The sequence below is a fragment of the Sneathiella sp. genome, from assembly GCF_036960985.1.
Taxonomy (GTDB): domain Bacteria; phylum Pseudomonadota; class Alphaproteobacteria; order Sneathiellales; family Sneathiellaceae; genus Sneathiella.
This window is the reverse complement of the sequence record NZ_JBALWD010000011.1, coordinates 39,128-59,672: the sequence shown is the minus strand read 5'-3', so window position 1 is coordinate 59,672 and position 20,545 is coordinate 39,128. Positions and strand designations below refer to the sequence as shown.

The 20,545-nt window shown below is 51.2% G+C and carries 22 protein-coding genes; 10 read left to right on the top strand and 12 right to left on the bottom strand.

Going from position 1 to position 20,545, the window contains the following annotated elements; translation table 11 throughout:
* Positions 1-15: 15 nt before the first annotated feature.
* The 3 genes from V7723_RS08610 to V7723_RS08600 form a co-directional block, all read right to left on the bottom strand.
* Complete coding sequence (locus V7723_RS08610) at positions 16-1,332, bottom strand: tetratricopeptide repeat protein (protein ID WP_335684050.1); 1,317 nt, start codon at positions 1,330-1,332, stop codon at positions 16-18.
* A gap of 3 nt (positions 1,333-1,335) precedes the next feature.
* The gene (locus tag V7723_RS08605) at positions 1,336-2,814 is read right to left on the bottom strand and encodes a M81 family metallopeptidase (RefSeq protein ID WP_335684049.1); all 1,479 of its coding nucleotides are present in this window, start codon (positions 2,812-2,814) and stop codon (positions 1,336-1,338) included.
* A 124-nt stretch (positions 2,815-2,938) separates the two neighbouring features.
* Positions 2,939-3,646 carry a Bax inhibitor-1/YccA family protein gene (locus V7723_RS08600; RefSeq protein ID WP_335684048.1) on the bottom strand — a complete coding sequence of 236 codons (708 nt, stop codon included), beginning with the start codon at positions 3,644-3,646 and terminating at the stop codon, positions 2,939-2,941.
* A 230-nt stretch (positions 3,647-3,876) separates the two neighbouring features.
* Between V7723_RS08600 and V7723_RS08595 the strand changes: the two genes are divergently transcribed.
* On the top strand, positions 3,877-4,221 hold the full coding sequence (locus tag V7723_RS08595; RefSeq protein ID WP_335684047.1) for a hypothetical protein: 345 nt from the start codon (positions 3,877-3,879) through the stop codon (positions 4,219-4,221).
* 246 nt (positions 4,222-4,467) lie between these two features.
* Positions 4,468-4,701, top strand: coding sequence for a hypothetical protein (locus tag V7723_RS08590; RefSeq protein ID WP_335684046.1), 234 nt, complete (start codon positions 4,468-4,470; stop codon positions 4,699-4,701).
* 68 nt (positions 4,702-4,769) lie between these two features.
* On the opposite strand, the gene V7723_RS08585 is transcribed toward V7723_RS08590, so the two are convergent.
* Positions 4,770-7,316, bottom strand: a complete 2,547-nt coding sequence (locus V7723_RS08585) for an ABC transporter permease (protein WP_335684045.1) — start codon at positions 7,314-7,316, stop codon at positions 4,770-4,772.
* On the bottom strand, positions 7,309-8,019 hold the full coding sequence (locus V7723_RS08580; RefSeq protein ID WP_335684044.1) for an ABC transporter ATP-binding protein: 711 nt from the start codon (positions 8,017-8,019) through the stop codon (positions 7,309-7,311). The genes V7723_RS08585 and V7723_RS08580 overlap by 8 nt, the downstream gene beginning before the upstream one ends.
* Before the next feature lie 10 nt (positions 8,020-8,029).
* Between V7723_RS08580 and V7723_RS08575 the strand changes: the two genes are divergently transcribed.
* From V7723_RS08575 to thpR, 3 genes are read left to right on the top strand one after another with little or no spacing between them, the layout of a single operon-like run.
* Positions 8,030-8,692, top strand: coding sequence for an arylesterase (locus V7723_RS08575; protein WP_335684043.1), 663 nt, complete (start codon positions 8,030-8,032; stop codon positions 8,690-8,692).
* A 43-nt stretch (positions 8,693-8,735) separates the two neighbouring features.
* Complete coding sequence (locus V7723_RS08570; protein ID WP_335684042.1) at positions 8,736-9,773, top strand: NADP(H)-dependent aldo-keto reductase; 1,038 nt, start codon at positions 8,736-8,738, stop codon at positions 9,771-9,773.
* Positions 9,774-9,785: 12 nt separating this feature from the next.
* A complete protein-coding gene (gene thpR, locus V7723_RS08565; protein ID WP_335684041.1) occupies positions 9,786-10,361 on the top strand; it encodes an RNA 2',3'-cyclic phosphodiesterase in 576 nt (191 codons plus the stop codon).
* Here thpR and V7723_RS08560 read toward each other — a convergent pair.
* From V7723_RS08560 to V7723_RS08550, 3 genes are all read right to left on the bottom strand, one after another.
* Entirely contained in the window at positions 10,358-11,254 is an 897-nt protein-coding gene (locus V7723_RS08560; protein WP_335684040.1) for a homocysteine S-methyltransferase family protein, read from the bottom strand. The genes thpR and V7723_RS08560 overlap by 4 nt on opposite strands.
* A gap of 67 nt (positions 11,255-11,321) precedes the next feature.
* Positions 11,322-11,915 (bottom strand): class I SAM-dependent methyltransferase, encoded by a 594-nt coding sequence (locus V7723_RS08555; RefSeq protein ID WP_335684039.1) that lies wholly within the window; start codon positions 11,913-11,915, stop codon positions 11,322-11,324.
* A 9-nt stretch (positions 11,916-11,924) separates the two neighbouring features.
* The gene (locus V7723_RS08550) at positions 11,925-12,812 is read right to left on the bottom strand and encodes a hypothetical protein (RefSeq protein ID WP_335684038.1); all 888 of its coding nucleotides are present in this window, start codon (positions 12,810-12,812) and stop codon (positions 11,925-11,927) included.
* A gap of 159 nt (positions 12,813-12,971) precedes the next feature.
* Between V7723_RS08550 and V7723_RS08545 the strand changes: the two genes are divergently transcribed.
* Positions 12,972-13,259, top strand: a complete 288-nt coding sequence (locus tag V7723_RS08545) for a 4a-hydroxytetrahydrobiopterin dehydratase (protein WP_335684037.1) — start codon at positions 12,972-12,974, stop codon at positions 13,257-13,259.
* Between the two features lie 3 nt (positions 13,260-13,262).
* Here V7723_RS08545 and V7723_RS08540 read toward each other — a convergent pair whose 3' ends face one another.
* Positions 13,263-14,024: a 3-hydroxyacyl-CoA dehydrogenase gene (locus tag V7723_RS08540; RefSeq protein ID WP_335684036.1), complete on the bottom strand. Its 762-nt coding sequence runs from the start codon at positions 14,022-14,024 to the stop codon at positions 13,263-13,265.
* A 120-nt stretch (positions 14,025-14,144) separates the two neighbouring features.
* On the opposite strand from V7723_RS08540, the gene V7723_RS08535 reads away from it, so the two are divergent.
* The 4 genes from V7723_RS08535 (at position 14,145) to V7723_RS08520 (ending at position 16,992) form a co-directional block, all read left to right on the top strand.
* Positions 14,145-14,528: a YkvA family protein gene (locus V7723_RS08535; RefSeq protein WP_335684035.1), complete on the top strand. Its 384-nt coding sequence runs from the start codon at positions 14,145-14,147 to the stop codon at positions 14,526-14,528.
* Positions 14,529-14,655: 127 nt separating this feature from the next.
* Entirely contained in the window at positions 14,656-15,372 is a 717-nt protein-coding gene (locus V7723_RS08530) for a CoA transferase subunit A (RefSeq protein ID WP_335684034.1), read from the top strand.
* Positions 15,373-15,397: 25 nt separating this feature from the next.
* Positions 15,398-16,039 (top strand): CoA transferase subunit B, encoded by a 642-nt coding sequence (locus V7723_RS08525; RefSeq protein ID WP_335684033.1) that lies wholly within the window; start codon positions 15,398-15,400, stop codon positions 16,037-16,039.
* Between the two features lie 281 nt (positions 16,040-16,320).
* Entirely contained in the window at positions 16,321-16,992 is a 672-nt protein-coding gene (locus V7723_RS08520) for a hypothetical protein (RefSeq protein WP_335684032.1), read from the top strand.
* Between the two features lie 92 nt (positions 16,993-17,084).
* Here V7723_RS08520 and V7723_RS08515 read toward each other — a convergent pair whose 3' ends face one another.
* The 3 genes from V7723_RS08515 to V7723_RS08505 form a co-directional block, all read right to left on the bottom strand.
* Positions 17,085-18,512 (bottom strand): NAD-dependent succinate-semialdehyde dehydrogenase, encoded by a 1,428-nt coding sequence (locus V7723_RS08515; RefSeq protein ID WP_335684031.1) that lies wholly within the window; start codon positions 18,510-18,512, stop codon positions 17,085-17,087.
* 131 nt (positions 18,513-18,643) lie between these two features.
* Positions 18,644-19,570: a DMT family transporter gene (locus V7723_RS08510; RefSeq protein ID WP_335684030.1), complete on the bottom strand. Its 927-nt coding sequence runs from the start codon at positions 19,568-19,570 to the stop codon at positions 18,644-18,646.
* A complete protein-coding gene (locus V7723_RS08505) occupies positions 19,567-20,529 on the bottom strand; it encodes a DMT family transporter (protein ID WP_335684029.1) in 963 nt (320 codons plus the stop codon). The genes V7723_RS08510 and V7723_RS08505 overlap by 4 nt, the downstream gene beginning before the upstream one ends.
* Between the last annotated feature and the right edge of the window lie 16 nt (positions 20,530-20,545).

The window sequence follows — 20,545 nt, the reverse complement described above, 5'->3', positions numbered from 1 at the left end:
ATACTCCTGGCGCGTTTAAGAGGCGCGGGCGCGGGCATTCTCCAGCAAATGCGTATCCATGGCAACACCTTGCCGAAACGCGATGCGAGCTTCCAGGATTGGTAACGCACGATCAAAATCACCGGCTTCCACGAGGCTGGTCACCCAGGCCAGCTGGAACATATCTCGCTGAGCATGACTGCCGCCTATTTCCTGCAAGCGCGGCTGGGCGGTTGCCATTTGCTGAACAGCGGCTTTGTGATCCCCCTGGACGAGAGAGATATAGCCGCGCATGGACGGAACAGCGACATCGGCCCAGACGGTGCGGGTCAGCTTCGGGGCGTCGCGGCCCAATTTTTCGGCGCCCGCCATCAAAGCCTCCAGCGCCTCAGTCTGACCACCGCGCGCCAGAGCATAAACATAATGCATGTCAAAGAAGGGCTGATCATTGATCAGGGTTCTATCGGCAACGAATGATGACAAATCCGCCCAACGATCGCCCACATCGACACCCAACTGTTCCAGACGCCACAACAGGGAAATAGCATTGACCTGATCCAGACTATAGGTTTTGTCCACCCCCCATATTTTCTCGTCATAGAGCTTCAACGGTGTTTGAAAATCTTCCTGTTCGAGAAAGAACAGCGCCTGATGCCACCAGTTATGGGTAAACATAAAGCTGTTTCGATCTTCCCATTCATTGGACAAATCCGCCATCCATTTTATGCCTTCATCGTGGCGGCCCTGTGTCAGAAGAACATGCGCAACGGCATGATGTGCCCAGGGTTCTTTGCGCTTCATCTCGGTGGCCCGGCGGCCATCCGCTTCGGCTTCCGCAAATTTACTTTGCTGCTCATGGCCAAAAGCTCGCATGCCATAGGCGTAAGCACAGTCTTTATGCCGATCGAACACCTGATTGATCAACCAGAGCAGCCCGTCATCATCACCAAGATTGAAATAAGTGTTCTGGCCGAGCTTGACCGAAAAAAGATCGCCGGGATGATCACTGGCCAGCGTTCGGAAATGCGTCAAAGCACCGGCAACGTCCAGCGCATGCAGGCACAACACGGCGGAAGTAAAGATCTGTTCGCGCTCCGTGGCTTTGCCAAAGGCAGCTTTTGCCATCTTGGAATATTTCCCCGACAGATCAACCCGGGCCGGCGTCTCGACGAACAGGCCCAGCAACGTCGCATAAGCGGCGGCGATGGCGCAATCCGGATCCCGATCCGCTGCCCCGAAAATACCGGAGAAATCGGTCCCGAACCCGATATAACTGTCAACGAAGGCGTCAATCACCTTGATGGTGTCGGCAGAATTTGTCGTTACCGGGTTTCCGTAGGCGTCGTTCAGCATGGTTCAGGCCTCGTTTATCAGATCCAAAGGATAAATAGGACGTCTTACTTTTTCATAGCGGAGCAGATTATTATCGGACGTGGTCACCCCTTTACCATCCAATGTCAATGTCGCCTTACCAATGGAGGCGAAGCCGGCACGATAATGAATGCGGCTTTTGAGGATCAGATAGCGTTTATATTCTGGCTGGATTCCGACCGATGTAAAGACCCCGGTATCCCAAGGTTCATGATGATTGGACACAATGACGATTTCCATATTCTCGGTCTCCAGGACGGCTGTCGGTCCCATAAAGACCTTCACCCCGGTATACATGGGGCCCCGGACAATCCATTCACCATTGGTCAGGGTTTTCACCGTTCCGGTCAGCATCAACGGTTCGCCAACTTCGCCAATTTGCGGCATATCGGTTTTCCCGCCCAGCTTCAGTGTGATGGTCGAACCGATTCCGGATTTTTGCATTTCCTGCACGGCCGCGGGATCCCAGACTGCCCCAACCGCCACATCTTCCAACCCCTGGCGGAGCACTTCTGCAATCACGGTCATCACATCCTGCGTGGCGCCGGATCCGCAATTATCGGCGTGATCGAGTAAGAGAACCGGCCCTTCGGTCATTTCCTTGGCTTTGGCAACCTGCTCTTCCAGCGGCGTATGCTCATAGACGAAATCTTCCCGAAGATCCCAGGCTTTGGCCAAAATACGATCCCGAATTTCATCAGCCTTGGCCTTGTCACCATCGGTCACGACAATGACTGAATTCCCGGCATCCCGAATGTCGGCCAGGGCAAAGCCGCCAAAGGCTGTCGCCGCCAGGACGCCCGGCTCTTGTTCTGCTTCGCAGCACATTCGGATCAATGTTGCCATGGGCTCATTGTCAGTTCCCTGCCGCAAGGTTTGGCTCAAAAGCTGCGTGTTCCCCCAGGACATCACCGGATTGACTTTACCGGCCATACTGTCCAGCAGCACTTCACCAATTTGTTTGCCAACCTCGTACATATCCACATGCGGATACGTCTTGTACCCGATCAATGCCGTACAATTATCCATAATCTTGTCCGTCAGATTACAGTGCAGGTCCAGGGTAACTGCGATGGGTAAATCTGGATCAATCTCGCGAATTCTCTCGAGCAGTGTTCCCTCCCCGTCGTCCGTATGATCGGCAACCATGGCACCGTGTAAATCCAGCATGGCGGCGTCAACACCACCGCGCACCGCATCCAGAATGGCGTCGGCCATCATGTTGAAGGCATGCTCCGTCACCGGGCCGGAGGGCATGGCCTCGGCAGCAACGGGTGTGATTATTTCTGCGCCAGCCGCGCGGGCCAGTTCCACATAGGCGCCAAACGGCATCCCTGTGCCTTCATAAGCCTTTAGCGCGTCTTCTCCCAGATAGGCGCTCCAGTCCTGAAACCGCTGCCAGTCGGCGATAATGGGTGAGAAGGTATTGGTTTCATGTTTCATCATGGCGATGAGGAGGCGCATATTGCTGTCCCTTTCTTGTGATTAGCGAGGGCTGTTTGTTATCCAACAAGTTTAGCAGTCTGTGCCATTCAGACAACAAAAAACCCGGCACAAGGCCGGGTTTTTCAATTACGTTGAAACAGTCTTAGTTGCGATTGCCGAGCAGGCTAAGCAACATCATGAACAGGTTCAAGAAGTTCAGGTACATGGAAACCGCACCCATAACCGCGCCTTTTTCCAGCACTTCCTGACTATGCCCTTGATAATACTGGGATTTAATCCGCTGTGTATCGTAAGCTGTCAAACCGGTGAAGATCAACACACCCAAAACCGAGATGACGAAATGCATCATGGTGGATTGCATGAAGATATTGACGACTGAGGCTATGATGATACCGATCAGCCCCATAAACAGGAAGCTGCCAAATCCAGTCAGATCGCGTTTCGTCACATAGCCATACAAGCTGGCACTACCGAACGTCGCCGAGGTGATAAAGAACACCCGGATAACACTTTCCGCCGTATAAATCTGGAAGATAAAGCTGATGGATATGCCAAATAGAGCAACCATGACCCAGTACAGGATCTTTGTCGTGCTCGCACTCGTGCGGCTCATGGCAAATAACAATCCAAGTGGTGCCAGCATGACGACCCATTGCAACGGTGTACCAAACACTGCGTTGTAAATTGCCGGGTTGCTTGCAGTCACCGCGGCAGTAATGCCACTCAGTGCCAAACCTGATGCCATATAGTTATAGACCTTGAGCATATAACTGCGCAGGCCTTCATCAAGAACGGCTTGATCGACGGATCCCGCTCTTGCCGTATTAAGCTTCGAAAAGTCTGTCGCCATTTAGAATTCCTCTAAGGAGTTAATTTCAATAGTTATATTGTATTTTTTCCATAAAAATTCAAGGAAAATCAACGTCAAGAGAAGGTTAATTCCCTTGGCCTGCCAGATTGGATACCGCACAAACGGCACAAATCCAACATTCCGCAGATGGATAGCAGTCAACACTTGACGAAAAATACACCGCTCTGTCTAATATCTGGGCACGCAATTACAACAATACGAGGGTCAAAATGAAATTTACCACCATTGCAACGTTTCTAGCCTTGGCCACAGCGATGACCGCCTGCAGCGCGGTGGAAAAAGAGAAAGCTGCGTATAAACAGGCGGAAGCCGATATTAAAAAGCCTGTTAATTGCGGAACCGCAGAAGGGGATATTCGGGGCTTGCAAAGCGAAAAAATTTATACCGGCAAGCAAGTTGCCAATGGTATTCTCGCTGTCATCCCCATCAGCCTCATTGAAGGCATCGTTACCGGTACGGAAGGCAAGCGTATCAAAATGGCGACCGGTGACTACAATAAAAAGCTGGATGAGAAGATCGCTGAAATAAAGAAAGAATGTAACGTCACGTCTTAATGGCTGCCATTTGATCCCGCATCTAACCGGTGTTCACATTTACACCCGAATAAGGTGTATTTATTGACACAATATTTCCTTTAAGCTGCCTATTTGGCGGCTTTTTCTGGCCACTATTCCCCATCACATTGGTTCTCGAACACCAGCAACGAGATCGGGAAAGATATTTGCTGTTGGACCGTTTGTCGGAATAATGGCCTTTTGCCGTTCCCTTTCGTCCTATTTTTAAAGACTTGGAGAACTATTATGAAAAAGATTCTGATTACAGCCGCCGCGTTGACAACTTTTGCGGCCGCTTCGGCTTTCGCTGCAGCGCCTCCATTCGCAGAGGTAGATGCAAACGGTAATGGCACTGTCAGCTTCGAAGAATTGGCTGTTGTCATGCCTGACACGAGCCAAGCCCAGTTTGCTTCAGCGGACATGGACAGTAGTGGTGAATTGTCCGAGGAAGAATACAAAAAAGCAACGACTAAAAGCTAATTGAATCTGAGGAAATCTCCCATTTCCTCCTGGTTCCCTGATCGCTCTTCGGAGCGGTCAGGTGCTTCTCAATCCGACCTGAGAACTGGCGCCACTTTTTCCCCAAGCGCATTCCACGACCCCAATAACCCGAAAACCAACGTTACCGCCACGCTGATGACAATGGTCACCAGTACCGTCATCGGCAGATTAATCCATTTGGCTTCCAGCAATTCCGTGATCACCAGATAGGATGCTGTCCAGCCGGCCGCGGCGGCAATTATCGATGTCACCAACCCCAATAACGCATATTCCAGCAAAAACACCTTGAAGATATCTTTTCGCGTCGCGCCAAGAACCTTCAAGATGACGGCATCATATACCCGTTTGCGATGCCCGGCGGCAAAGGCGCCCGCGAGAACCAGCATGCCGGCCACCAGCGTGATCGATGACGTTGCCGACACGGCCGACGAAAGTTGCTCCAAAATACGACTAACGGTTTCCAACGCTTCCTTCATGCGGATTACCGAGATGTTGGCAAATTTGTTGGTGATATCGCGAAACAGAGAGGCCTCAGCCGCCGTATCTGCCCGGGCTGTCGCCAAATGCCCATGCGGGGCACCCGCCAACGCGTTCTGGTCAAAAACAATGACGAAGTTAATGGCCAATGTTGTCCAGTCGATCTCGCGGAAGTTGGCAATTTTCGCTTCGATTTCCCGGCCCATGACATTAACCGTCATGGAATCCCCGAGTTCCAGCCCCAACCCCTTGCCGATATCACGGCCGATGCTGATCAGGGGCGGCCCTTGATAATCCTCAGGCCACCAGCTGCCCTCGACAACCGTGGCCCCGGGCGGCGGCGTGGCAGCATATGTCAGACCACGATCCCCGCGCAGCGCCCATTTGGCTTCCGGCGCGACCGTCAACTGCTCTGCCGAAACACCTTTAACACTGACGATACGACCACGCATATTCGGAACGTGATTGACATCACTGACACCGGAGACCGCTTCTGCCGTTTCGACAAACTCATCCAATTGATCCGACTGGATATCAATGAAGAAAAACGCCGGAGCCTTTTCCGGGAGTTGTTCCTGTACTTGCCGGGTCAGGTTGCCTTCGATCAAGGCGACTGTGACAAATAATGTCAGGCCCAGGCCCATGGACAGGACGACGCTGGTCGTTGCCGCGCCGGGCCGATATAAATTGGCAATGGCCAGCCGCAAAGTCGGGATCCGGGAGCGCGGGAGTTTACGGGCGGCAAACTGGACGGCATATCCGACGAAAATCAGTATCCCGAAGATACAGGATGCGGCGACCACAAATCCAATGGCGAAATAGCGTTCCTGACTGGTGAAAATTGCCAGCGACACCATCATGGCAAAGGCGGCCACAATGGCCACGAGATAGCGAGCCCGGGGCCAGCGATGACGGGAGACCACATCTCTGAACAGCGAGGCAGCGGGAGTTTCCCGCGCCCGGGCCAGAGGCCAGATAGCGAACAGGGTTGCCGTCAGCAAGCCATAGGCGATGGCCAGGAACAGCGGTCCGGCTTGCAACGTGATTTCTGGCGGCACCGGCAAGGCCCGCGCCAAGAATCCAGAGGCGACCATGGCACCGCCAATCCCCAGAATAAGTCCGATAAACGATCCGACGAACGCCAGAAACAGCACTTGCAGATAATGAATGCGGAAAATAAAGGCACTGCTGGCACCCAGACATTTCAGCGTGGCGATGGTGGCTATTTTTCCGTCAAGATAGGTTCTGACCGCGTTGCCAACGCCGACACCGCCAACGATGAGGGCCGTCAATCCGACAAGGGTCAGGAACAGTGCGACACGGTCTACAAACCGTTTAATTCCGGGGGCGCCATTGGACGCGTCCTGGATCCGCCATCCCGCGTCGGGCATATCGCGAGCCGCAGCTTCGCGGAAATCGGCAACCGAAATAGTGTCGTTCAAATCAAGTCGATAGTGATAACGCACCAGGCTTCCGGGCTGGATAAGTTCTGTCTGGACCAACGCCTCTTCGGAAATAATGGTTCTGGGACCCAGCGCCATTCCCTGTGACGCCTTATCCGGTTCCGACTGGATGATACCGCGCACTTCCAGGGTCAGTTCACCGATGAGGATCTGGCTGCCAAGGTGCAACGACAGTCGATCGATCAGCCCCTGCTCGACGAGAGCCCCGAAAAAACCGCCATTTTGAGCCAGTAGTTTTTCTACTGGCTCATTTTGCGTTTGTTCCGACAAGGTGAAGACCCCGAACAACGGATAAAGCTCGTCAATCGCCTTGACCTCTGACAGTGTCCGTTTGTCATTATCGACCACCCGGACCATGGCCCGGGTTGTTTCAATCTGGGCAATGGTGCCCCGCGCGCTCAACCAATCATATTCCTCGGCCGTTACGGGCCGCTGGATCAGGCGGACATCTATATCGCCGCCCAAAATTACCCGCCCGTTAGCTTTCAAGCCTTCGGTGATCGACGATGACAACGTGCCGACACCGGCAATGGCCGCAACCCCCAACACCAGACAGGCCAGAAAAATGCGAAAGCCCTTCAGGCCGCCGCGCATTTCCCGAGTGGCAAATTTGACAGCAAGCGCGAATGTTTCAGGATTGGTCCGACTATTCACCGGCGGCCACCTGCTCGGCCATGGTTTCGATGGACGCGATCCGGCCATCTTCAAGCCGTACCAGATGATCGCATCGGCGCGCCAGTTGATCATCATGAGTGATCAGGATGAGTGTCGCCTCCTGCTGTGCATGCAACTCGAACATCAAGTCGACGATAATATGCCCGGTTTTACCATCCAGATTTCCCGTCGGTTCATCGGCCAGCAAAATTTTCGGATTGGTGCACACCGCCCGCGCCAGGGCGACCCGTTGTTGTTCACCGCCTGAAAGCTGGGACGGATAATGTGTCGACCGGTCCGCAAGGCCCACGGCCGCGAGTTTTTCAGCTGCTACCTCGAAGGCGTCTGCCCGGCCCGCCAGTTCCAGTGGAATGGCGATATTCTCAAGAGCTGTCATGGTTGGTATCAGATGAAAGGACTGAAAAACAATGCCAATATTTTCGCGGCGAAATCTCGCCAGCGCATCTTCATCGAGTTTTTCGATCGCCTCTCCGGCCATCAGGACGGAACCGGACGTGGGCACCTCCAAACCGGCCATGATCGACATCAAGGTCGACTTGCCGGAGCCAGACGGACCGACAATGCCCACCGTCTCACCCACCTGTACAGTCAAATCTATACCACGTAAGATATTGACAGGGCCGGCATCTGACTTAAGTGTGAGATGAATGTCTTTTAACGAGATGATAGGTTCTTGAGGCAATAGTATTCCAATGCAAAATAAACGAGGCCTGACTTTGGCATATGGCGGTCAGTTGTCAATTATCAACATATTTGCCCTCTTTATGATCATTTTTTACGGTATATGTGATGCATATGCCGAAAAATCTGTCCGAATTGTTGCTATTGGTGACAGTTTGACCGCCGGCTATGGGTTGCCGCAAGGCGAGGATTTTCCAACGCAGCTTGAAGCCGCGCTGCAGGCAAAGGGCTTGAATGTCGTTGTCGACAATGCGGGCGTCTCTGGCGATACGACAACCGGCGGATTGCAACGACTGGACTGGGCCCTTGGCAATGATGCGGACTTTGTCATTCTGGAACTCGGCGCCAATGATGCCTTGCGGGGCATCCTGCCGGAAATCACGCGGGATAATCTGGAAAAAATCCTCATTCTCCTGCAGGAGAAAAATATTCCTGTCTTGCTGACGGGCATGAAGGCGCCGCCGAATATGGGGGCAAATTATACCACCGAGTTTGACCAGATCTTTCCGGATCTTGCGGAGAAATACGGGGCCGACTTCTACCCGTTCTTTCTGGAAGATGTGGCCTCCGACCCCGCCCTTAATCAAAGTGACTATATACATCCCAATGCGGAAGGCGTTAAAATCATTGTCAATAACATGTTGCCCTATGTGCAGCGCTTCATCGAAAACTAGGACCGGTTTGCCGTGATCCCAACTCCATAATATAGGAAATAGTATGAAATATAGAAAACTGGGTCGCTCTGACCTGGACGTCAGCGTTGTTTGTCTGGGCACCATGACATGGGGAGAGCAAAACTCCGAGGCCGACGCCCATGCGCAAATGGATCTGGCCCTGGATATGGGCATTAATTTTCTCGACACTGCCGAACTGTACCCCATCCCGCCGCGTGAAGAAACGCAAGGGTTATCCGAAAAACATATCGGAAGCTGGCACACATCGCGAAAAGCCCGCGACAAGGTGATCATCGCGTCAAAAGCTGTTGGTCCGACGGACACGCTGTATTTTCGCGGCGAACCGACCAAGCTGAAGGCGCGTCACCTGGAAGAAGGCATTGATAAAAGCCTGAAAAATCTGCAGACAGACTATATCGACTTGTATCAACTGCATTGGCCGGAACGCTCCACCAATTATTTCGGAAAGCTCGGCTATGAGCATGTGGAGAATGAAGACGACACACCACTTCTAGAAACGCTGACTGCTCTGGGAGATCTCGTCAAATCCGGTAAAATCCGGCAGATTGGCATCTCCAACGAAAGCGCTTGGGGCATTATGCATTATCTGCATTTAGCCGAGCAACATAACCTGCCCAGAATGGCGTCCGTGCAAAACCCATACAGCCTGTTGAACCGGACATATGAGGTTGGTTCGGCTGAAGTATCCATCCGCGAGCAATGCGGCTTACTGGCTTATTCTCCGAGCGCCATGGGTGTCTTGTCGGGGAAATACCTGAACGGTGCCAAACCGGTGGGCGCACGGCATACGGTATATGATCGCTTTAAACGCTACACGACCGATCTCGCCGATGAAATGGCCGGAAAATATTTTGCCTTGGCTCAGGCAAATGACCTGAACCCCATTCAAATGGCCCTTGCCTTCGTCAATAGCCGGCAATTTGTAACATCGTCCATAATCGGCGCAACAACGCTCGACCAACTGAAAGAGAATATTGACAGCATTGATTTGGAACTCTCCGATGACATCATCGCGGAAATTGATAAAATACATATGATGCACCCTTATCCCTGTCCGTAAAGGAGTTGCCAAATGCGCCTTTTCGTTGCCATCGCATTACCACAAGAGGTGAAAGATAACATCGCCGTCTTGCGCGGTGGTATTCCGGATGCTCGCTGGATTTCCGACAATAATTTCCATGTCACCCTGGCTTTTATCGGGGACGTTCAGCCACCGGATCTTCTGGAGATTTCCACGGCGCTGGGAAAATTAACGCATCCGGCTTTTTATCTGGATATTGAGGATGTGGGTGTCTTTGGCAGCAACAAACGCCCGCGCATTTTATGGGCAGGCGTCCGCAATCTAGAAACATTGACCTTGTTGCATCATAAAATTGTCACGGCGATTGAATCGATTGGGATCAAGATTGAAGATCGGCGCTTTCGGCCTCATATCACTCTGGCCCGGGTCCATAAATCGCCTTATGAGAAGGTCAGAAGCTATTTGACCGATCATGCCTTATTCAAAATAAAACCCGTACCGGTCAACAATTTTTCACTGTTTTCCAGTCATCTCGCATCCTCAGGCGCCCTTTACAATGAAGAAGTTATATTCGACCTCGATCCGATCGAGGTGCCGTTATCGCCGTCATCGGGTTTAGGCGACTAGCAGATGGAATGACCGCCATCCGTCAAACGGCGGGCTATATCGGCTATATGATCAGGGCCGATTTCACAGCACCCACCGATGATTGTTGCTCCTTGCGCCACCCAAGTCATGGCAAAATCCCCGTAAACTCGAGGCCCAAGATCGTCCCGCTCCTGCAGAGCGTCAACCGTCGGTGCTTCAACCAGGAACTCCTCAGTTATCCCGGTGAACCCGTTGGCGTAAGCCCCGAAAGGTATGCCGAATTCCTTGATAATATCCAAGGCCGCGGCGACGACTTCCGGCCGCGAACAATTTACCAGAATGGCGTCTGGTCGATACAGATCCAGCAAGTTTTGCATATCCCGTACGGACTCGCCTGACCTGAGTTTCGTTCCATCGAAATCATCAACGGTTATCGCCACCCAATTCTGTTTTCCAGAACCTTGCAGGGCGCGCAGCGCCCCTTCAGCTTGTCGGAGCGACGACATGGTTTCCGCCACAATAATATCTGCGCGCGCGGCCAAATTTGAAATAATCTCGCGATACAAGCTTTCCGCAACTTCCGGGGCCGGACATGTCTCCGGCTGGTACGACGCGACCAAAGGACCGAGTGACAGCGCTATTCGCCCAGAGCCATGGGTTTGTCTGGCCTGCTCGGCCATCGAAATGGCACTTTCCTGCAATCGCTCGAACTGATTTTCCAAATTTGCTGGCTTCAACCGATCGCGGAGCACAGCATAGGTATTGGTCGTGGCAATTGTTGCGCCTGATTTGAAATAGTCCAAATGAACATCTGCAACAATTTGTGGATGTTCCATCATCACCGCTGTTGACCACAGAGGGGTTGCCCGACCTTCCGATCGATTGACAATCTCTTGGCCAATTGACCCATCAAGGAGAATTATATCTGTCATTTTAAACCTTTCTCATAAAACCAAAAGGCTGCGAGATAAGGCCCAGTTTACCACGCGTACAGTATCGCTAGCGCATAAACACGTCATAGCGTGTCGATTTACCGACAATTTGGTGCGAGGGCGCGGGAAATCCCGGAATTTGATCCCCGCGTCGTGGCCATTTCAACACCACTCTTTTGGAGGCGGTGTCCAGCGCAGTCTGGAGCAGTTCTGCACAATCCGGATCATGACCGACCAGATCCCGCAACAACCGCATCTCGTTTTTCACCAGCGCTGACTTGGCCCGAGGCGGATGCATGGGATCGATCAAGACTGTTTCGGGTGCGAGGTCACGGAGCAGAACACGGGCGTCGCCATGGATCAGATGCATCCGGCCAATGATTTCTGCCAATTCCTCATTGGTTCCGGCGGCACGGCGCATCCCATCAGACAACAGCTGATGGACGTCCGAAGATCTTTCAATCAAAGTGACCTTGGCCCCCAGCGACGCCAAAAGAAACGCATCGCGGCCAAGGCCCGCCGTTGCATCAATAATAGTCGGGATAACCCGTCCGCGAAACCCCAGCGCCTTGGGCAAATCCTGTTGTTTACCGCCACCGAAGCGACGGCGATGGCCGACGGCACCGCCAACGAAATCGCATATGAGTTCGGTTGTTTTCATGCCATGACCCTAGAAACCCAGATTCGTCTTCCACCAAGTCGGCAAGGCAAAAGACGCACTGTGCAGTTCCGCATTATAATGACGGCCCGTATGCGCCTTCACCGGCTGAGAATAATCATATCCATCATGACTATACAGGAAAAACCCGAATTCCGCCGCCGGATACAGCTGAACGATGGAGCGGTAGGCCGCCGCATGGGGCAAGAGTTTATCTGACTGCATGATGGAGACCAGGTTTTGATCCTTGTCACCGCAGAGCTCCTGCAGGAAATAGGCCCGATCTTTGCCAACAAAAATACTGTCGCTGTCGAGAACAACCCCGTCTGTTTTGATACAAGCAGAAAAATTCTGACAAAACTCCCGGGTGAACACGCTCGCCGAGGGGCCGACGGGTTCACTCAAATCAAGGATGATCAGATCAAACTGATCGTTTTCCTTGCGCGCGTCGCGCATATATTCTGCGGCATCCCCGATAATCAGCTCTACGCGAGGATCCTCATAATCGCCATTGATGGCGAGGTATTCTTTTGATAGCTCGACAACCCGCTCGTCAATTTCGACCATCACAACTCGGGTGACGAAATCATGCAGTAAAACTTCACGGAGGATTCCGCCATCCCCGCCCCCGACGATGAGGACTTCCGCATTCACCCGTTTGCGTCCCAGCAACGGGACATGCACCGCCATCTCATGATACATGAACTCATCGGCATGGGAGGCTTGAACAAGATCGTCCAAGGTAAGGATCCGTCCGAAAATCGCATGCTCATAAATCTCGATTTTCTGAAACGGGCTTTGTTCCGAATGCAAAAGCGTCATATCGAGCGCATGGGTGAAGGCCACGCCTTCTGTTTCTTCATGCCACCATTGGCGGCTTGCTTCGCTAATTTTTGTCATGCACCTAACTGCTTTTTCCTTTGACGATCTTGGCCTCATTTCGATTGCCGGATTACTGGACTTCTTGAGACAGCACCGACATAGTCTCTCTCAATGCGCTTATACTGGAAAGAGGTCGTCTGTGACACCCATTCAAATACAGCTGAGGAGAAATAAGATATGACCGGCAAACTCACACTCAAGGAAATTCAGGCCGGATTGCAAGAGATCGAAGGTTGGCAACTGGTCGTCGGGCGGGACGCCATCTCGAAGGAATTCCGCTTCAAAGACTTCAATCGGGCGTTTGCCTTTATGACCCGGGTTGCCATGAAAGCCGAGAAAATGGATCATCATCCGGAATGGTTCAACGTCTATAACAAAGTCCAGGTTACCCTCGCCACCCACGATGTCGATGGCGTGAGTGACAAGGATTTCAAACTGGCAAAATTTATGGACGCAGCCGCCTGACCGTTATTTCGGCGCCATGCGAATAGCCCCATCAAGACGGATAACCTCGCCGTTCAGCATCTGGTTTTCAACAATCTGCTGGGCTAATGAGGCATACTCATCTGGATATCCCAGACGGCTTGGAAACGGAACACTGGCACCAAGGGCCGCCTGCACGTCGTCGGGCAAGCTTTTCAATAAAGGCGTTTCGAACAACCCCGGAGCAATGGTCATGACCCGTACGCCGACGGAGGCCAGATCCCGAGCAATCGGTAACGTCATGCCAACGATACCACCTTTCGACGCCGCATAGGCGGCTTGCCCGATTTGACCATCATACGCCGCCACAGACGCCGTATTGATACAGACGCCGCGCTCGCCGCTATCCATAGGATCCATTTTCGCCATGTCATCGGCCGCCCGCCTCAGACAATTAAAGGTGCCGATCAGATTAACCGCAATGACCTGCTCAAATTTGTCCAATGGATGCATGCCACGACTGGAAACGGTTTTTGCAGCCGGGCCGATACCGGCGCAATTAACCAGAATACGGGCCGGGCCATGGGCGGCGCGGGCTTTTTCGAAGGCCGCCTCAACTGAGGCATCGTCTGACACATTTACAACGCAGGCTATGCCACCGATTTCCGCGGCAATCGCTTCTGCCGCATCGGCATTCATATCAAAAATAGCGACTTTCGCACCGGCTTTCGCCAGCTTTCTAGCGGTCGCCTGGCCGAGCCCGGACGCCCCGCCCGTGACAATTGCCGCTTTTTCTGAAATATCCATCTTTTTCTCCAATTGTTATTATCTAAATCCAGAATTCTGCTGCCTTCCTTACACGGCCGAACAGAAAAAGTGAAGACGCGGGTTGTTGCATTCAGCAATCAAGAGAGGCATATACAAGGCATGACGAAACAATCCGACGACGATATGTCCGCGTTTGATACGGAAAAGCTCGAAAATGACAAGATGCTTGTCATGCGGGAGTTTGGGCAGAAACTCCGTCGTAATGTGGGTAAAATTCCGTTTGCAGATGATGTAACGGCAAGTTTCTACTGCGCGGTTGACGGCAAAAGCCCGGCTTTTGTGAAAGCCATCCTGTTTGGCGCCCTGGCCTATTTTATTATGCCAGCCGACGTCATTCCCGATTTTATTGCCGGTCTGGGCTTCACCGATGATGCCAGCGTCCTGATCGCGGCAATGACAATGGTAAATCGACACATCACCGATGAACATCGTAACAAAGCCGACGCCTTCCTTGAAAAAGAAACCGCCGACTCCGACGCTTGAGCATACTACAAGCGGTTGATTTTGAATATTATTCCAACCAAATTCAAAAAATTGTGCAAAGCAGCATAAATTTGTTATAAAGCTAGCATACTGACCCAACCCGGTTAGCCAAGAAGGAGCTTGCTGAATGAGTGACCGTAAGATTTATGCCGATGCGACGGCTGCGCTTGACGGATTATTAACGGACGGAATGACCCTGATGTCCGGTGGATTCGGATTGTGTGGAATTCCTGAAACTCTCATCGATGCCGTTAAAGATTCGGGAACAACCGGTCTCACCGTAATTTCCAATAACGCGGGCGTTGATGGTATCGGCCTTGGGGTTCTTCTGGAAAGCAAGCAGATCGCCACCATGATTTCTTCTTATGTGGGCGAAAACAAGCTTTTTGCGGAACAGTACCTCGCCGGCGATCTGGATGTTGTTTTTACGCCGCAAGGAACTTTGTCTGAACAAATTCGGGCAGGTGGTGCGGGTATTCCGGCCTTCTATACGAAAACCGGTGTCGGGACACTTGTCAGCGAAGGCAAGGAAATCAAAAACTTCGACGGTGAAGACTATGTGATGGAACGGGGTCTTACAGCAGATATCGCACTTGTGCATGCCTATATGGCCGACAAGGAAGGTAATCTGGTATTCCGTAAAACGGCGCGTAACTTTAACCCCATGATGGCAACCGCCGGCAAGATAACCATTGTAGAAGTCGAACATCTGGTGGAGCCGGGCGAAATCGACCCCGATCATATCGTTGTTCCCGGAATTTTCGTCCAGCGCATCGTACATGTACCCAATCCGGTGAAGCATATCGAACAGCGGACAACCCGCCCCAGAACCCAGGTCGCCTGACCGATCACGCAAAGGAACAGATAAAATGGCTTGGACAAGAGATCAAATGGCGCAGCGCGCCGCCCGGGAACTAGAAGACGGGTTTTACGTTAATCTTGGAATTGGAATCCCGACGCTTGTCTCGAATTTCATCCCTGAAGGTATGGAAATCCAGTTGCAGAGCGAAAACGGAATGCTTGGCATGGGCCCTTTCCCATATGAGGGGGAGGAGGATGCCGATCTGATTAATGCAGGCAAGCAAACCGTCACGGAACTTCCGACAACCAGCTATTTCTCCAACGCGGACTCTTTCGCAATGGTTCGAGGTGGTCACATCAACCTCTCTATTCTTGGTGCCATGCAGGTTGCCGAAAATGGCGATCTGGCGAACTGGATGATCCCGGGCAAAATGGTCAAGGGCATGGGCGGTGCCATGGATTTGGTGGCCGGCGTGAAAAAGGTCATCGTTTTGATGGAACACACCGCTAAAGGTCAGCCCAAACTTCTTAAAACTTGTAATTTGCCTTTAACAGGTAAAAATGTTGTTGATATGGTAATCAGCGATTTAGCGGTGTTTACCTTTGATCGATCAGGCGACGCTGGCATGAAGCTAATCGAACTTGCCGAGGGTGTCACATTGGAAGAAGTCCAGGCCAATACTGAAGCCTCTTTTGAGGTGGCTCTCTAGCAAGCCAAAGATTTATTCTCACGCGATTATCGATTTCAATGATATCGCGTGGGCCTCTCTTCACCGCTCCATCATAATCACTTTTTCGATGTCTATTTTCTCAATGTGAAATTCATTGTGAGAAAAACAAAATCTTTTACGCCTTTTGCTATTTAGGGATTTCTATTTTTCGGCAGAAAACAGCCATTTCTAAAAATTTTGATCCCTGAATTTATGTGGCATGCCTCTTGCGAAGTTATTGATGTATTCATCGTTTACATTGAACAAAGCGAGCATTAATTATGAAAAACATATATGGGAAAAAATCAATTCTCGGCCTAACAGCTGCAATTATTGGATTGATTGGCGTTTCTTCTTCCTCTCAAGCACACACAGTTTCAATTGGATTTGTACCTGCAGATAATCCGGGCGAGCTGACATTTTGGGTTGGAAACTACAATCATCTTGGACGACCAGGAAATGTTCCTATGGAAGGAAGTCTTAGATTAACAGGCGTCAACGGAACGCTTTTTGATTCCGTTACAGAGGCCTTTTCATTAAGCCAGTACAACGGTAACGGGGGCAAACCTTTGGGCCTGGTTGACGGCGTAAATAATTTTTATGCAAGCGGATCAGTTCGGGGCTCTGGCCCATTGGTCGGAATTTTTGCCGATTCTTATATCAAGAACTGTAATTCTTGCGGTCCGGTCACAGGTTGGCAAGGTGTCGATATTTCAGGATTGAGCGCCGGTGATTACATGTTCTCTTTTATTGAGAAAGCCCGGCCGACCATGGATTGGACGCAATGGAACAAATCTCTGAATAACGTCTTCTCAATAGAACAGACAAGCCTCAATGGCGGCGGTCCACTGAACATCAGCGCTGTCCCACTACCTGCAGCCTTCCCGCTTTACGGCGCCGGAATTACTCTCCTTGGAATAATGGGCTGGAGACGCAAACGAAAGAATGCGTAGATATCTGCTATATCGCCTTAAAATACCGGCATAATCTCATTGAGTATGGGAACGCCGGTATTTTTTAAATACGTAAAGCTGTCACGGAGACCCTAAATAGAGAAACCGCCCAACTTGGTTTCGAGATATTCGAGGATCCCGTCTTTCGCGCCTTCCCGGCCCAGGCCACTCTCTTTCATCCCACCAAAGGGGGCAGCAGCGGATGTCGGGTTTATGTCATTGATCCCGATGATACCGAACCTCAATCCTTCATACATCCGCATGGCACGCGAGATATCCCGCGTATAAACATAGGCTGCAAGGCCATAAACCGTATCATTGGCCATCTGTAATACTTCTTCTTCTGTCTCAAACTTAATGATTGGCGCGACAGGGCCAAAGGTCTCTTCCCGGTAAATCAGCATATCTGGCGTGACATTCGCCAGCACTGTTGGCGCATAGAAATGCCCTTTATCGAGACCATCTGATTGCAAAACGGACCCGCCGGCCACAACTTCCGCCCCTTTCTTCACGGCATCAGTTACTTGCCGGTCAACCTTGTCAATCGCCGCTTGATTCACTAACGGTCCAATGGCTACGCCTTCGTCAAAACCACTCCCGGCTTTCATCTTTTGAACGCGTTCCGTAAACGTCGCGACAAACTGATCATATGCAGAGCTATGGACGAAAAACCGATTGGGACTAATACAGGCTTGTCCCGTATTCAAAAACTTCACCAAAGATCCGCCTTTTGCCGCATGGGCCGGATCAACATCGTCAAAGACAATGAACGGTGCGTGCCCGCCAAGTTCTAACGAAATCCGTTTCATCTGGGCTCCAGCCTCACCGGCCAGCATCTTGCCAACGTTGGTTGATCCGGTGAAAGTTAATTTGCGCACTGCCGGGTTAGTCGTAAATTCCGTACCAATAGGTTTAGGATCCAATGCCGTAACAAGATTGACAACGCCTTCTGGAAGACCCGCCGCTTCAAAAATCTCGAACATGGCAATTGCGCAAAGTGGCGTTGCCTCCGCTGGCTTCAACACAACAGTGCACCCAGCAGCCAAAGCCGGTCCTACTTTACGGGTGATCATTGAAATGGGGTAATTCCAGGGGGTCACCGCCGCTACGACGCCTACCGGTTGACGGATTACCATAAATCGTTGATCGGCCCGCGCGGAGGGCAGGATTTCTCCATTGACCCGTTTGGCTTCTTCGGCGTACCACAACAGAAAATCAGCACCATATTGCACTTCATTGCGTGCCGCCTTCAGAGGCTTCCCCTGCTCTTCGGTCATAATGCGGGCAAGGTCTTCTTTCCGCTCAAGCATTATTTGATAGGCTTTATATAGAAATGCCGACCGCTGGTATGCTGTTGTCTTAGACCAATCTACAAAAGCGGCTTCTGCTGCTGCGATTGCTTTCTTTGCATCCCCAGCTCCGCCAGCTGGAACAGATTTTATTGTCTCACCAGTTGCAGGATTGAAAACATCAAAAACTGCGCCGTTATCCGCGCTGCACCATTGACCATCTATGTACATTCAGTAACCTTCTCTCATGTGGTTGTCTGTTAACAAATCGTCTTGTTAGCAGCACATTTATATTCTTTATTGAAAGTGAGTTATGCCCGTAAATTTGTCCATAGGCAACATTAACAATACCGACTTGGGACCTAGGTATCGGGGAGTTGTGGGCGTTTGGATTTACCTATTCCCGCCTCACGACGCACGATATACAAACTCGACGCGACAATAATACAAGCTCCTAAAACCATCCAAATGTCGGGGATTTCAGCGAAAATCAGAAATCCGAGAATACCTGAAAAAATCAGACGCATATAGTCAAACGGGGCGACTGCTGTTGCTTCGCCAATGGAGAAGGCGCGAATAGCACAGAAATTTGCACCGGATCCAAAACAGGCCAATACCGACAATACGGCAATGTCTTCCCAGGTGGGTGGAACCCAAACAACCAAAGCAGGCCCAAGAGAAAAAAGTGATGCCATGATCCCGAAGTAAAACATCATGGTTGCCGGTCGTTCCGTTGCGCTTAGTTTTTTCAGGAAGACGGAAACCAAAGCGACCATCAATGCCCCGAATAAAGCGACAATGGCAGCAAACTCAATTTCGGCTTGAGATTGTACCATAACTAAGACGCCGAGAAACCCGACTGCTGTCGCGGACCAGCGTCGCCACCTGACTTGCTCGCCCAGAAAAAGGACGGCCAGAACGATTAGAAATAAGGGGCGGGTAAAGGTTAACGCAACTGCATCCGCCAGCGGTAAATGTGTAATCGCATAGAAAATACAGAGCATTCCTGTGACACCAACCAGCGCACGCATAATGTGCAATTTCAAAACTTTCGTCTTAAGCGGTGCAGTTCCATGTCGAAGAGCGAAGGGAAGAATAACGATCAAACCGAACAAAGCGCGTAGAAATCCGATTTGGAAACTGTCCATGCCCTCACCAAGAAACTTGATGCCAATTCCCATGAAAGAAAAACACAGACCCCCGAGCAACATCCAAAGCGCGCCTTGTCCATTCGCTGGAATGGTATGCCAGACGCGAAGCCAACGGAGACCCGCGGCGCGCATATTCATCTACCGGATCCCAAAGTCGTATCAGCAAGGGCGTGCGCCAACGCCTCTTTTTCCCGAGCCGCAGCCGCACTCACCCGCGATTCCCGAATGGCAATGTAAATGGATGAGCTAAAAATAACGGCCGCGCCGATATAGGTGTAAATATCTGGCTCCTGCATAAAAAACAGAAAACCAACAATCGCCGAAAAAATCAGACGGAAGAAGTCGAAGGGCATAACAATCGACGCGTCAACCAGCGAGAAAGCCTTGGTAAAACACAGATGGCCGATGGTGCCCAGGAACCCGATACCAAGAATTATCAGAACTTGATCCATCGTCGGCATCTGCCAGACGAACAAGGCAGGAATACAGGACATAGGTAAAATCATAATTTGTGTCCAGGCCACAATGGAAGTCGTACTTTCTGTCTTCGAGAGTATTTTCACACATGTTGCGGCGCATGCCATTGTCATGGCCGAGAATATGGCGGCGTATGCGCCAAGGCTCATTTCCTCTAACCCTGGTCTCAGAATGATCATTGCCCCTAAAAAACCCACAACCATCGCCAGTCCCCGGCGGATTCCAACGATTTCTTTCAAAACAAAAATGGCCAGAATTGTGCCGAAAATCGGAGAGGTAAAGTTCAATGCAACCGCATCCGCTAGCGGCAAAACACTTACCGCATAAAACCACGTGAACATGGACAAAAAGCCAACGATACTTCGAAATCCGTAAAGCCACGGTCGATTGGTTTTTAAGGAACTAAATCCATTTTTTAAAAACCAGGGCAGGATAAATAATAGTCCCGCGACATTCCGCAAAAAAACAATTTCGAACACGGGTAGTCCGCTATCCGCTACCGTACGGATAAGCCCGCCCATAAGCGAAAGGACGAAACAGGACAATATCATTAAACAAGCGGCTTGAAAGACGGGCGGAGCGGCAAGAAATGGTTTGAGGAGTAAGCGGACAGACGACATGAATCTCAGAATAGGA